14 protein-coding genes are annotated in these 14,258 nt (G+C 40.0%); 5 read left to right on the top strand and 9 right to left on the bottom strand.

The features are described 5' to 3' along the window. Positions 1–90: 90 nt before the first annotated feature. Positions 91–414 (top strand): hypothetical protein, encoded by a 324-nt coding sequence (locus ACZ5V8_RS09035; protein ID WP_464217518.1) that lies wholly within the window; start codon positions 91–93, stop codon positions 412–414. A gap of 387 nt (positions 415–801) precedes the next feature. On the opposite strand, the gene ACZ5V8_RS09040 is transcribed toward ACZ5V8_RS09035, so the two are convergent. Together ACZ5V8_RS09040 and ACZ5V8_RS09045 are read right to left on the bottom strand one after the other, a co-directional pair. Continuing rightward, on the bottom strand, positions 802–2,313 hold the full coding sequence (locus tag ACZ5V8_RS09040; RefSeq protein WP_464217519.1) for a fumarate hydratase: 1,512 nt from the start codon (positions 2,311–2,313) through the stop codon (positions 802–804). A gap of 80 nt (positions 2,314–2,393) precedes the next feature. Next, positions 2,394–3,365, bottom strand: coding sequence for a zinc transporter ZntB (locus tag ACZ5V8_RS09045; protein WP_464217520.1), 972 nt, complete (start codon positions 3,363–3,365; stop codon positions 2,394–2,396). A gap of 172 nt (positions 3,366–3,537) precedes the next feature. On the opposite strand from ACZ5V8_RS09045, the gene ACZ5V8_RS09050 reads away from it, so the two are divergent. Next, entirely contained in the window at positions 3,538–4,353 is an 816-nt protein-coding gene (locus ACZ5V8_RS09050) for an SPOR domain-containing protein (RefSeq protein WP_464217521.1), read from the top strand. Between the two features lie 34 nt (positions 4,354–4,387). Continuing rightward, positions 4,388–4,846, top strand: coding sequence for an acyl-CoA thioesterase (locus ACZ5V8_RS09055; RefSeq protein ID WP_464217522.1), 459 nt, complete (start codon positions 4,388–4,390; stop codon positions 4,844–4,846). Here the strand turns inward: ACZ5V8_RS09055 and ACZ5V8_RS09060 are convergent. Then, on the bottom strand, positions 4,785–5,891 hold the full coding sequence (locus tag ACZ5V8_RS09060) for an SGNH/GDSL hydrolase family protein (protein ID WP_464217523.1): 1,107 nt from the start codon (positions 5,889–5,891) through the stop codon (positions 4,785–4,787). The genes ACZ5V8_RS09055 and ACZ5V8_RS09060 overlap by 62 nt on opposite strands. Before the next feature lie 10 nt (positions 5,892–5,901). Continuing rightward, positions 5,902–6,603 (bottom strand): YggS family pyridoxal phosphate-dependent enzyme, encoded by a 702-nt coding sequence (locus ACZ5V8_RS09065; protein WP_440615418.1) that lies wholly within the window; start codon positions 6,601–6,603, stop codon positions 5,902–5,904. Between the two features lie 46 nt (positions 6,604–6,649). Between ACZ5V8_RS09065 and ACZ5V8_RS09070 the strand changes: the two genes are divergently transcribed. Then, a complete protein-coding gene (locus ACZ5V8_RS09070; protein WP_464217524.1) occupies positions 6,650–7,690 on the top strand; it encodes a type IV pilus twitching motility protein PilT in 1,041 nt (346 codons plus the stop codon). Here the strand turns inward: ACZ5V8_RS09070 and ACZ5V8_RS09075 are convergent, their stop codons facing one another. Then, positions 7,691–9,142: a potassium transporter TrkG gene (locus ACZ5V8_RS09075; protein ID WP_464217525.1), complete on the bottom strand. Its 1,452-nt coding sequence runs from the start codon at positions 9,140–9,142 to the stop codon at positions 7,691–7,693. Between the two features lie 132 nt (positions 9,143–9,274). On the opposite strand from ACZ5V8_RS09075, the gene ACZ5V8_RS09080 reads away from it, so the two are divergent. After that, positions 9,275–9,457 (top strand): CBU_0585 family protein, encoded by a 183-nt coding sequence (locus ACZ5V8_RS09080; protein ID WP_464217526.1) that lies wholly within the window; start codon positions 9,275–9,277, stop codon positions 9,455–9,457. Positions 9,458–9,646: 189 nt separating this feature from the next. Here ACZ5V8_RS09080 and argH read toward each other — a convergent pair whose 3' ends face one another. The 4 genes from argH to ACZ5V8_RS09100 are packed head-to-tail and all read right to left on the bottom strand — an operon-like array spanning position 9,647 to position 13,993. Continuing rightward, a complete protein-coding gene (gene argH / locus ACZ5V8_RS09085) occupies positions 9,647–11,065 on the bottom strand; it encodes an argininosuccinate lyase (protein WP_464217527.1) in 1,419 nt (472 codons plus the stop codon). Next, a complete protein-coding gene (locus tag ACZ5V8_RS09090; protein ID WP_464217528.1) occupies positions 11,053–12,171 on the bottom strand; it encodes a M20/M25/M40 family metallo-hydrolase in 1,119 nt (372 codons plus the stop codon). Before ACZ5V8_RS09090 ends, argH begins: the two co-directional genes overlap by 13 nt. Continuing rightward, on the bottom strand, positions 12,172–12,984 hold the full coding sequence (argB, locus tag ACZ5V8_RS09095) for an acetylglutamate kinase (protein ID WP_464217529.1): 813 nt from the start codon (positions 12,982–12,984) through the stop codon (positions 12,172–12,174). Beyond that, complete coding sequence (locus tag ACZ5V8_RS09100; protein WP_464217530.1) at positions 12,971–13,993, bottom strand: Rossmann-fold NAD(P)-binding domain-containing protein; 1,023 nt, start codon at positions 13,991–13,993, stop codon at positions 12,971–12,973. Before ACZ5V8_RS09100 ends, argB begins: the two co-directional genes overlap by 14 nt. Positions 13,994–14,258: the final 265 nt, after the last annotated feature.

Consider the following 14,258-nt stretch of genomic DNA (forward strand, 5'->3'; position numbering starts at 1 on the left):
ACCATTTCTCAAGCCAAAATGATTTATAAACCATTCAATCAAAGGTATGATCAATATCATTACCATTAACTGTTGTGATTAGCCCCTAAAATGGCTTTATTTAACGCTACTCGGAACACACCTCTGATTAAAAAATTTGAAGAATGGATTACTGAGGCAAAAACATTCAAAGAAATCGGTCAACTTTCGATTAAATATAGTCAGCCGATCAAACGCATGTTTCATTTAACACTGCCTAATGAGCAACTTCTAAATTTTACATTTATTCGCACGCATAATGATTTGAAGCGTAATATTGTCACATTAGAACCAATGTTGGCACTAAAATTTTATCGTCAAAACCTACATATTGAAGCCTTATATTGGATTATTTTCACACAATCCAATATCCACAAATCCATCGCTTGTTCATAGGGTAGTCACTACCCTATTTTCTGTTTTTCCTTTCAGTTATAAGCATTTCTCCTGATCGCCTTTCACATGCAATCGTTGGCTGAGCGTTAGTCGAAGCCATTTCTTATTAAGCATTACCCCTTCGACTTAGCTCAGGGGACAAACAGTATTATTGCTTGGGAAATATTTGCATATTTTCACCTCTCCCCTTGAGGGAGAGGTCGTGCAGCCTAAGCTGCGCGGGTGAGGGGTAATTAACTCATTATGCTTTTGTCATTATTTTGCTATTTCTGCTTCTTTATCTTTCTTCCATGCAGAGTCGTTGGCTGAGCGCTAGTCGAAGCCATCTCGTATCAGCATTCCCCCTTCGACTTTGCTCAGGGAACGAGAAATAGTGCTGATAGGTGACTATAGTTTCATCTCAGCAATTTTTACTTTCCATTCTTTGGGACCCGTTTGATGCACTGAAGTCCCTTGACTATCAACAGCAACCGTCACCGGCATATCTTCCACTTCAAACTCATATATCGCTTCCATTCCCAGATCTTCAAATCCAACGACGCGAGCCTTACGAATAGATTTAGAAATAAGATAAGCCGCTCCACCAACTGCCATTAAGTAAACTGCCTTATGTTTTTTGATGGAATCAATCGTTGCCTGACCTCGCTCGGCTTTACCGACCATGCCGGCAATACCAACTTCACTCAACATAAAATCAGTAAACTTATCCATCCGCGTTGCCGTTGTAGGACCCGCAGGACCGACCACCTCATCACCCACAGGATCAACTGGTCCCACGTAATAAATAAATTTACCTTTTAAATCAACTGGCAATGGCTCGCCATTTTTCACCATATCCATAATACGCTTATGTGCGGCATCACGACCTGTTAATAACTTGCCATTTAATAGTAATGTTTCACCTGGTTTTAAATTTTCAATATCGGCTTGCGTTAAGGTATTTAAATCGACGCGACGCACTTGTGATTTATCAGTTTCAGTAATTTCAGGCCAATCTTCTAATTTTGGCACAGGTAATTGCGCAACACCTGATCCATCTAGGGTAAAGTGCACATGACGCGTTGCTGCACAATTTGGAATGAGTGCCACAGGTTTACATGCTGCATGCGTTGGATATTCATGAATTTTGACATCAAGTACCGTTGTCAATCCGCCCAAGCCTTGCGCACCAATGCCTAGATCATTGATCTTGTGATACAGCTCAACACGTAATTTTTCAAGCTCAGTTTGCGCACCACGCTCAAGAATCTCATGCATATCAATCTCTTCACCTAATGACTCTTTAGCTAATAGCATGGCTTTTTCTGCCGTGCCACCAATACCAATACCGATAATGCCCGGTGGACACCAACCTGCCCCCATTGTTGGCAACATCTCAAGCACCCAATCAACGATACTATCACTGGGGTTTAAGACTTTAAACTTTGATTTAAATTCAGAACCACCGCCTTTAGCAGCTAACTCAACCTCGATATTAGATCCTGCTACCATATCGATATGTACAATTGCAGGGGTATTGTCCTTGGTATTTTTACGCGCGCCATGCGGTGGATTAACCATCGATGCTCGAAGTGGATTATCCGAATTTAAATACGCGCGACGCACGCCTTCGTTAACAAGTTCGGTAATCGTACGATCAGTGCGATCAAGTCTCGCCTCCATACCGACTTTAACAAACGCGCAAACCATACCAGTATCCTGACAAATTGGGCGATGACCATAAGCTGCCATACGCGAGTTTATCAGAATCTGCCCAATTGCATCTTTTGCTGGCTTTGATGCTTCATGCTCATAAGCGCGATACATTGCTTGCACAAAGTCTTTAGGGTGATAATAAGAAATAAATTGCAATCCATCGGCAACACTTTGAATGAGATCTTCTACTTTAATAATTGACATCTAAAATAACTCTCTTGATTAAACTTCGACGCATTTTAACAAGGATTCATGCTAGTGGTACAGAAAAAATCAAAGGTCAATCAAATCCAACGTATTTTACGCATAATGGCAATATAACCCACCATAATCAACGCAAGTATGGAGCAGACAATAATAAAGCCATAATGCGATTCAGCCCCTGGAATCCCGGCAACATTAATACCCAAAAGACCGGTGATAAACCCTAATGGGATAAAAACCACACTAATCATCGATAAGATATACATACGCTGATTCATCTGTGTTTGTTCATAGGCATGAATTTCATTTTGGATGATTAAACTTCTATCTTTCATCGCATCCAAATCTTCCAATAGACGCATATTCGCATCGAGCACCTGCCTTAATTCAAAGACGTCCTCATCACTTAGCCATGACAGTTTATTTGCTGAAATGGCCAATATCGCTTCGCGCTGCGGCAAAATATAGCGCCTGATTTTAATGACCTTTTTACAAATCGCATTGACCTTATCGGATAACTCAATCGATCGCTCCTTCTTAATCAAAAGCTCAATATCATCGAGTTTACCATCATAGCTATCAACCAGCTGATCGGTATGCTCGGTAATATGCATCAATAAAATATTCAAAAACTCACTTGTCGCACAGGGTCCCGCATTTAAGCGTAGCATATTGTTAATCTCAGCAATCGAGTGCAGATCTCGACGCTTGACGGTAATAATCAAGCGCTCGCTTAACCACATGCGGATCGATGTCATATCCTCAGGCTTCTGCCCCTTATTAAGATTAATCGCGCGAAAAGTTGCCAACATACCATTATCGAGTACTAAAATACGCGGTCTGGTTTCTTTGGCACATAGCATATCGATGATTTTCTCAGGAATCACTTGATATTCATTTAAAAAATCAGCCGCTTGCGTTAAATCCAGATGCAGCCAGATAATGCCAGATGGTACCGCCATAACTGAGGGAATATCTTTTTCGGTGATTTCTTTAGCGCCACCGTCACCATCTAACAGTTTGATATTTACATGCTTTTTTTGTACTTCCATCACTTGATATCATTAAATACCTTTTTGCATCACTCTAGCGTAAAACGCGATAAACGCAATCAGTTAATCAGATAAAGTGCACAAACCTACTTTATACTTTGGCAAGTTCTTATTAAAATCTCTAGCATACCTTTAAAAAACAATCCATAAATAAAAGGCAAGCTTCTCTACAATGCGTGATTTTGCTAAAGACAACTCATCAACTACTGCTAAAAGCAATAAAAAAAGTAAAAAGAGTACCGCAGATAACAAGCCTCGTACGCAATCCTCATTAGCCATCAGGAAAATCATTCTCTCACTTTTGTTACTCGTATTGATTATTGCTTTTATTGTTAGCTTTTATTGGGGTAATGAATCCAAAGATGCCACCGCAACAACGACTGCACAAACGGTAAATGTCTCACCCAAAACAGCTGTTAATGCCAGTGAGACTGAAGGGCAAAACAATCAAAAACAAGATAATGCCATAGCAGACAGTAAGTCAACTCAAGAAGCACATCAACCTGCCAACACCTCTGGCGTTAGCGTGCCTCCAGCGAATGAGAACAGTGCAAAAGAGGCAAAAGAGATCAAAGAAACAGCCGCAACAAACAGTAAGAAAACGAAAGATAGCAAAACGGATAACAAGAAAGATGACGATCAGCCTTTAACATTCACATTTTATAACACACTGACTAACAAAACCGTACAAGTCGATGCTAACCCTGACAAACTAAAGCAATATCGCTATACCTATATGCTGCAAGTTGGTTCATATCGCAATCAAAGTGATGCCAATGCCACGCGTGCCAAGCTTATTTTGGCAGGTCTTAAGCCAACCATTAAAAAAGTAGGCGATTGGTATCGCTTGGATGTTGGACCTGTTTATAATAAACGTGATGGTGATGTCATCAAACACAAAGTTGAGGCTGCTGGTATTTCTGGCAGTATTTTGCGTCAAGTAGATAAACAAGAAATCACTCAACAAACAAGCGATAATAATCAGTAGACTATATGGAGTTTTGCGTTTAAAGGAATAATTTATGCGAATATTCAAAACATATTTTAACGTAATGGCGGAGCATATCGATGCCAACAAGCATGTCAGCAATATCGTCTATATCAAATGGATGCAGGATATTGCCGTGATGCATTCAGATGCCTGCGGTTGGGACACCAAGCGTTATCACCAAAACCATTGCACATGGGTTGCCAAAACCCATTTTATTGACTATATCAAGCAGGTTTTCTTAAATGAGGTCATTGAAGCTAGAACGTGGGTTGATGAGATAAAGCGCTCAACGGCACTACGCAAATATGAGTTTATCAATCAGCGTGGTGAAATCGTTGCCAAAGCCGAAACCAATTGGGTGTTCATCAACACCGAAACCCAACGCATTCAACGTGTATTACCCGAAGTACGTGAAGACTTCGAGCGCTTTAGGTCATCTGAATATAATGAAGCAGCTGACTTGCTAAATAGCGATGCACCATCGTTGTAGGGTGCATACCGTTATAGAATAAATAGCCGTTACAATATGGCAAATCTTCCGCCTTAGCACAGGTTAAGTCAACAGGTTTTGTAATGCCAATACTTGCCAAAACATTGGCTTTATTAAAATAAACATCTAAAAACAGTCGATCGATTGGAAAGACATGATTGGCTGGGAACTCACCTAAAGTCTGAAGCACAAGATTAGTTTGCAAACTTAAGTTATACATTTGTGAAATAGATGAAATCACTGCTAGCACACTTTGACGCACAATATGACTATGAATATGTTCATCGACTAAATTTGTCAATGCCGGCACCATCGAGAAATTAGGCAGATTAAGCACGTAGATATTTGCTACAGGCACGCCATGTTGCATCAATATTTTTACCGCTTTAACGATATTATCAATCGGACGCGCAATTGCTTGACCATTGTTTGACGCAATACGCACGATATTCTGATAAAAATCATTGCCTCCCGCCCATAAAATAAAAAGTGTTTTGGGGTTAGGCTTGTTATTGACATTAGCAAGATATAATTGTAGCTGCTTTAACACGCCAGGCACACAATTATAAGCATCATAATTGCCAACTCCATGGATACATTGTTCACTCGTATCACGCGCCCATGTTGTATCTGTCAAATAATAATCACCGGTTTCAGCCGAAGCAGTTGCAAAAGAAACATTGTGATCATAAGCCATATTAGGCTTTAGGTCTTTGATATTGTAAAAATCATCACCCTCAGTCGTCGGCATTTCTGCCAAAAAATAATTAAACCACGTATTACGTGTTGGATCATTCACACTTAATGCACTTGTAATTGGTGCACCCATTTTATCTGTAATACCACTGGGTTTAACCCAATAGTTATTGCCCAAGCCTTGCCCTTGTGGCGCGCTATCACTTAAACTATCGCCAAAGACGACGATATTAGCAAAATCTTTCGCTTTAGGATCAACCCTCGCCTCAGCTTGGCGCTTAATTAAGGCAATAACCACAATGACAATCACAAGTGTGGCACTCAAACTCCAAAAGATCTTCTTTAACATCCTAGTCTCCCTATTTACGCCCACCAAAAATAGTACTTCCAATACGTAACATTGTGCTACCCGCGGCAATCGCTGCGGGCATATCACCACTCATACCCATGGATAACTCTTGCAGGTTAAGCTTAAACTTTTGGTTTATCTTATCTTTACACTCAACCAGTTTATAAAAGCTCGCTAACTCTTTATCATACTCTCCAGTATATTCAAGCATACACATCAAACCGCGAAGCTTGAGATTAGGACAATATTTAACAATATAGTCAACTAAACCCTCTATTGCATCGCAATCATTGAGCATAATGCCTGATTTTTGTGGTTCAAGATCAACATTAACCTGAATTAGCACCTGTATTGTTTTATCAATTTCCGCACAGTGGCGCTGTAATTTTTGAGCGTATTCAATGCTGCTTAGCGTATGCAGCCAATCAAAATGTTGCGCGATTTTTTTGAGTTTATTGGACTGCAGGCGTCCAATATAGTGCCATGTAATGTCCTCTGGCAATCCGGAGATCTTATCAATTGCTTCCTGCACAAAGCTCTCAGCAAATGTGCGCATACCCGCATCATAAATCACACGCATTGCCTCAATAGACTGTTTTTTTGATACGGCTAACAATTTTGGTTTAGTTGTCCTTTGTACCACTAATGATTCAATCCGTTGTTGTAGCTTAGATAAATTTTGTCGCAATTGCGCTTCTTGATCATAATTCATCTGCTATAGTCTTAGAGTGTATAGTTAGTAAGAAGGATATCTTAACATGAACCTCACGGAATTATTATCGCTTTGTATTAGCAAAAAGGCATCGGATTTACACCTCTCTAGTGGTGCTAAAGTCAAACTGCGTGTTGATGGACATATTGAATCTGCCAGTGATGAGCTATTAACTGAAGAAAACCTTGAGAGCTACTTGCATGAAGTCATGAGCTTAGAACAATTCCAACATTTTCAAGAAACGCTAGAATATGATTTTTCTGTCCATTTGCCAGAGCTTCATTCGCGCTTTAGGGTGAATGCGTTTAAACAAGACCGTGGCAGTGCGCTTGTTTTTCGCGTGATTCCTGAGAGTGTTTACACATTGGATGAGCTTGAAGCGCCTGAGATTTTCAAAGAGCTCATGCATAAGCCGCATGGATTGATTGTCGTTACTGGTCCCACAGGTAGTGGTAAGAGCACGACACTTGCAGCAATGATTGATCACATCAACAAAACCGAAAAAGGGCATATTATCTCGATTGAAGACCCAATTGAATTCACTCATAAATCACAGCAATGCCTCATCAATCAACGTGAGGTGAAGCGTGATACTTTAAGCTTTAATGCAGCCCTTCGCGCAGCACTGCGCGAGGATCCAGATTATATCCTAGTTGGCGAGATGCGTGATGTTGAGACCATTCGTCTGGCGTTAACTGCCGCTGAAACTGGGCATTTGGTATTTGCCACTTTGCATACTTCATCTGCACCCAAAACCATTGATCGGATTATTAATGTCTTTCCAGGAGATGAACAACCAATGATTCGCTCGATGCTCTCAGAGTCTTTACAAGCTGTTATTGCTCAGCGGCTTATTCGTAAAAAAGAAGGCGGACGTGTCGCAGCTCATGAAGTGCTCATTGCTAATACGGCAGTGCGTAACCTTATTCGTGAGAATAAAATCCCTCAGCTTTATAATGTATTGCAAACCAGTCAAAACAAAGGCATGCAAACCCTAGAACAAGCATTAACCAAACTCTTTAATTGTGGAATAATTGATGCGGAGGAACTTAAGAAATACAACACCATACAACAACCGATTTCCTAGCTATCGACGCCAAAAATCTGGGGTGAATAATACTAAAATGGTAAATACTTCTAAACGCCCTAAGAGCATCGCGAAGTTCAAGATCCAATGAGCCTCCATCGGTAAGTTGGCATAATTCACCCCAACTTGACCAAGACCAGGCCCTAGGTTCGAGATACTTGCTGCCACAGCCGAGAATGCCGTTACTGAATCAATCCCAACCCCCATCATGCATAACCACAAGATAACGAATAAAATAAAATAAGCAGCAACAAATCCCCAAACACTGCTCATCACACTTTCAGACATGACTTTATTGCCAAACTTCACGGGAAAAACACCCGCAGGATGTACTAAGCGCCGTGCTTCGCGAAAAGCTTGTTTTCTTAAAAGTACTGCGCGCACGATCTTAAGTCCGCCCGAGCTTGAACCTGCACATCCGCCAATAAGACCTATGACCATTAACAAAATCGGCAAGAACAATGGCCATAAATGGTAATTTGCATCGGCTGTAAATCCTGTATTTGAGACAAATGATGCGACTTGAAACAATCCATCCCAAAACGCGCGATCATTACTCTTGGTCACATCCTGCGAAATCAAGGTTAATACAACAATCACAATCATCGAAAAAGCAAAAAAGATATAGGCGCGAAACTCAGGATCACGCCAATAGACTTTAAGTGATATGCGTTTAAATGCAGTAAAGTGCAGTGCAAAGCTTGTCGCACTAATCATCATATAAAAGATACAGATTGAATAAATCAACGGCGTTTGACCACTCATTGATGCATCACTGGGTGCAAAGCCACCCGTACCAATCGTTGAATAGGCATAACAAATTGCATTAAACCAATTCATACCACCAAATTTATAACTAATAATACATAGCACGACTAATAAAAGATAAATCCCCCACAACACTTTGGCAGTATCCGCAATTCTTGGTGTTAACTTGTTCTCTTTCCATGGTCCATTGGCCTCAGCTCGATATAGCTGCATACCACCAACGCCAAGCATCGGTAAAATTGCCACTGACAAAATGATAATCCCCATACCACCCAAAAGTTGGGTTTGCTGGCGATAATACAAGATACTCTTAGGTAGCGAATCAAGGCCATGAATGACGGTTGCACCCGTGGTGGTAAACCCTGAAATCGATTCAAATACCGCATCGGAAAAGCTTAAATGCAACCCATTTGACAGCATATAAGGAATCGCACCATAAAACCCAAGCACCGACCAAATAGCGATCACGACAATAAAGCCATCTTTAACCGTCAGCTGCTTTTTTGACTTGGAGCTAAGTGCCCAAAAGACAAGTCCTGAGATCAATGTAATTAAAAAGCTCGATAAAAAAGGCTCGCTATTATGTTCATGATAAACCCAGCTGACGATGATGGGAGTTAACATCGTCAAACTAAAGAACATCAGCAACATGCCTAATACTTTAAAAATAGGACCTGGGCGCATAAATCGTTTTTCCTAAATGCTTATACTCATTACAACGGCGTTTTATCGTATTACGGTTGTATGTGCTATAGGTTTTTGTTAGGCATTCTAGTATAATCGCCAACAAAATAGAAACAACAACTTAGATGAGTTATGTCCATTATTCTTAAAATGCTGCACCTTTTTGACAATAAAAAGCAACGCGAATACGTCAGTAACGCCGGTGATTTTCTCGCCAATTACGATCGTGATTTCCCAACACGTTCACAATCACAAAAAAAAGAAGCGCAAAAGCATCGTAATATTTTTAGTCGCAAAACAGATGAAATATTTTAAGTCTTAATAGAGTACTGCAGGAAATATGATGTCCTATCTATGCTTATTTTGACTGGTAGTATAACAAATAAAGCCAAAACTCCCAGTGTGTATAGTTATTCCATTTATGCTTTATGTGTTTAGTGTCTGTCTACATTATAAACTTCAGTGATTTTGCATGATGGTATTGCAGCTTGTCACCTAGCACTTTTACATAATTTTCTCAATCGCAGAAATTGCATTTACAACATTGGTAACTGCCGTACCTCCTATTGCCTTTTTGCTATTCACCGCTGATTCAATGCTTAATATTTGATAGACATCATCATCAATCATCACGGAAAAACGCTGAAACTCGGATAGGGTTAAATCATCCAATGATTTATTTTGACTTAAAGCATAAGCAGTGATTTCTCCGACGATATGATGTGCCTTTCTAAAGGCAATCCCCTTTTTAGAGAGATAATCAGCCAACTCCGTTGCCACACAAAAACTGCCATCATAGTTTTTATCTTTATTCACCACTAAGCTTTCAACGGTTATCGTTGTGACTTTCAATAAGTCACTCACAGTATCAACAGCCGCAAAGAGTGCTTCTTTATCTTCTTGCAGATCTTTGTTATATCCCGATGGCAAGGCTTTAACGGTTGTTAATAATGCCACCAAATAGCCATTTAAACGTCCTGCTTTACCACGAACCAACTCCATTGCATCAGGGTTTTTCTTCTGCGGCATAAGTGATGAACCAGTTGTCACTAAATCACTCATTTCAATCAAGCTAAACTCGGTCGTTGAATAGATAATCATATCCTCGGCAAAACGACTTAGATGTGTACCAATAAGACTAATCGCAGCTAGCAGTTCAATAATATAATCGCGATCACTTACCGCATCTAGGCTGTTTTGAGCAATCTTTTCAAAACCTAAAGTATCTGCCATTTTCTGGCGATCCAATGCCCAAGCATTGCCAGCAATTGCACCCATTCCTAAAGGTGAGATATTAACGCGTTTTTTAATATCTAAAAGTCTCGCATAATCGCGTTTAAGCATCTCATAAAAAGATAAGAAATAATGCCCCCACGTGATTGGTTGCGCCTGTTGTAAATGCGTATAACCCATAACAAATACATCAAAATTTGCTTTGCCTTGTGCGACAAAAGCCGCTTGTAAGCCTTTAATGAGATCACATAAATGCTCAATATGATCAAGCACCCATAACCTTGTCGCACAAGATACCTGTTCATTGCGCGATCTTCCGGTATTGGCTTTATAAGCAAGGTCACCTACCTTATCAACCAGTGCCTGCTCAACAAAGGTATGAATATCCTCGACACCAGAATTGATAGCTTGTTGAATAAGCTGCGGATTGTTATCGATCTCTTGTTCAATCTCTGTCAATCCTTGATGTAAATCCTTTAACTCTGCATAAGATAATACATCGATATCACAAAGCGCTTCAGTAAATGCTTTTGTCGCTTTGATATCATAAGGCAACAGTCGATAATCAAAACTCAATGACTCATTAAAGCGCACAAACAAAGGGTTGTTATCCTCGCTAAAACGCCCACCCCAGAGTTTTTGTTGATTGCCTTTTTTTTCTTGTTTTTCTTTATTGATTACTTCTGCCATGGCTTATCCTTTAATTCATTAAAAAACGTGATAAAAAATTCAACACCTTCGTTGATTTGCTCGACATAAATAAACTCATCGGCACTATGTGAGCGCTTTGAATCGCCCGGTGAAAACTTAACACTTGGGCAATTCACAATCGCCTGATCTGAAGTCGTTGGCGAACCATAACTGTTGATGCCTTTTGCTAATAATGCCTGCATTAATGGATGCTCAAGTGGTGTTTTACTGGCTTTAATGCGTAGTGATCTAGGTGTTACCTCTGATGACATATATCGGCGCATAATATGCAATACATCCTCATTACCATAGGCATCCGTCGATCTGACATCAACGACAAAATGACATTTTTCAGGGACAACATTGTGCTTCACACCAGCGTTGATCATCGTCACACTCATTTTGACATCACCCAATGTCTCTGAAGTTTGTGCAAATTGATAATTGTTAATCCAATTAATATCAGCAACGGCTTTTAATATTGCATTATCCCACTCATTGCGCGCAGCATGTCCTGTCTTGCCATGGGCAACACAATCACAAACCATCAAACCCTTTTCACTAATGGCAAGCTCCATACTGGTTGGCTCACCAACGATCGCAAAATCAATAGCATCAAAAAATGTCAACGCCAACTCGGCACCATTTCTACCTGAGATCTCTTCTTCGGCAGCCGCGCATAATAATAGATTAAAAGGTAAATCTTCCCTTTCATAAAAATAACTAAACGTAGCTACCATGCTCACTAATGCACCACCGGCATCATTCGATCCCAAACCATATAACTTGCCATCAATTATCTCTGCACAATATGGATCACGAGTATAGCTCTTACTCGGTGGCACCGTGTCATGATGCGAAATCAGTAAAACGGATGGTTTCTTATCATCAAAATATTTATTTTTAGCACACACATTATTACCAACTAAAGTACTAGCTATACCACGTTCAAACAACCATTGTTGAATAAACGCCGCACTTTGTGCTTCGTCCTTTGAAACCGATGGGATTTCAATTAAACACTTGAGTAATGCCAAGGCTTCCGCTTGTTTATGTGTTATATCTTCTGATAATACATCTGAACATGAACTCATACCATTTATCATCTAGCAAACCTCCTCTGCCAAAGTGATTGTTGTTACGTTACCTTTCTCGCCTTGCAAGGTACGAGCAATATTATCTGCATTACTAATTACCACTTGATAAACGTTACAAGCTAATGCATCAAAGCAATTCTCAAGTTTAACCAACATGCCTTGCTGAATATTATCTTCTGCTTTTAAACGTTGATAGACATTTAGATCTAAGCTTTCAATTAATGACTCAGGATTGTCTATATCCTCATAAACCCCTGCCAAATCCATACAATAATATAGATTGACCTGATATTGATGTGCTAATGCTTTTGCAATCTGATATGCCACTGTGTCAGCATTGGTGTTTAAAAGCTGTCCCTTGCCATCATGCGTAATTGGTGCGATGACAGGTAAAAAGCCATTATTAATCAAATCAATTAATACATTACTATTGACGGCTTTCACATCGCCCACAAAACCAAAGTCATGCATCTTAGTTCCGCGTTTGTTACTTAGTAGCAAATTTGCATCGACACCACTTAATCCCCAAGCCTTAACACCCTTGGCTTGCAACTTAGCAACCATCTGTTTATTGATCATTCCAGCCAATACCATCGTCACCAACTCTAATGATGCTTGATCAGTCACACGCCGGCCATTAATAAAGGTATACTCAACACCCAGACGCTTGGCTAATTGGCTGACCTGATCGCCACCGCCATGCACGATAACACATGGATCATTTTGCTGCGAAATAGCATGTAATAGCGTATTGAGCTTATTTTCATCATCAATTACCCGCCCACCTAATTTGATAATATTAAGCACTTTATTCAACTTCATCAGCATAAACCTTTTCAGCTAATAATGGCGCTTTTGGATGTTGCACCTTTAACGCATTAACAATTTCAGATAATACATATTGAGCGGCATACAGTCGATTCTCGGCTTGCTCAATGACGATTGAGCATTCAGAATCAAGCACCTCATCAGCAATCACTAAATTACGTCTCGCAGGTAAGCAATGCATCACCTTGGCATTGGGGGCATTTTTCAGCTTCTCTTGAGTAATCATCCATTTATCATCGGTATTTATGACCTTGCCATATTCTTTAGTACTTGACCAGTTTTTGACATAGATAAAATCGGCATCTTTCAATGCTTCATCTTGGTCATATACCACTTGAGCATCACCGATAAATTCTAAATCCAATTCATAGCCTTCAGGATGTGTCACCACAAACTCATAATCCATCAGTTGCATACTCTCAGCAAACGAATTTGCCACGGCATGCGGCAAGGCATTAACATGAGGCGCCCAACTTAACACAACTTTTGGTTTTTTAGATTTTTTAGGATGATTTGGCTTTTTATACTCTTCAATCGTTAGAATATCAGCCAGACTCTGCAAAGGATGACGCAAGGCTGACTCTAAATTCACTATTGGGCAATCCGTATATTTGTTAAATGCGCTAAAGATTTGCTCTTGGTAATCTTGCTCTTTGTCATTGAGCTTGGCAAAGGAGCGAATCGCAACAATATCACAATAGCTTGCAATGACTTGTGCTGCCTCTTTGATATGCTCAGGTTTATCGGCATTCATCACCACACCTTCGTTAAACTCCAATGCCCAGCCATTATTGACATCAATCGGTAATACATTTAAACCAATATTTTGTGCCGCTTTTATCGTTGAAATCTTGGTGCGCAAACTCGGATTTAGAAAAATAATACCTAAAGTTTTATGCGCTCCTAGCTTACCATTGGCATAGGGGTTTTGCTTAATCTCAATGCATGATTGAATCGCTTCTTGGATATTATCAATATCTTTAATACTTAAATACTGCTGCATGTTTGTTTGACTCCTAAAATGTGTGTTTCTTTTATCTTATGAACTCTCTGTTGGCTGAGCATTGCCGAAGCCTTTATGTTTAGGTTGGCTGAGCGTTAGTCGAAGCCATTACATTTACGTTGGCTGAGCGTTAGTCGAAGCCATTATAAATGTTACCCCTCACCCGTACAGCTTAAGCTGCACGACTTCTCCCTCAAGGGGAGAGGTACTAACTGACGCAACTTATTCTTAATCCATTACATAAACTTTAATTACCCCTCACCCG

This window comes from Cysteiniphilum sp. GTC20157 (assembly GCF_055396795.1).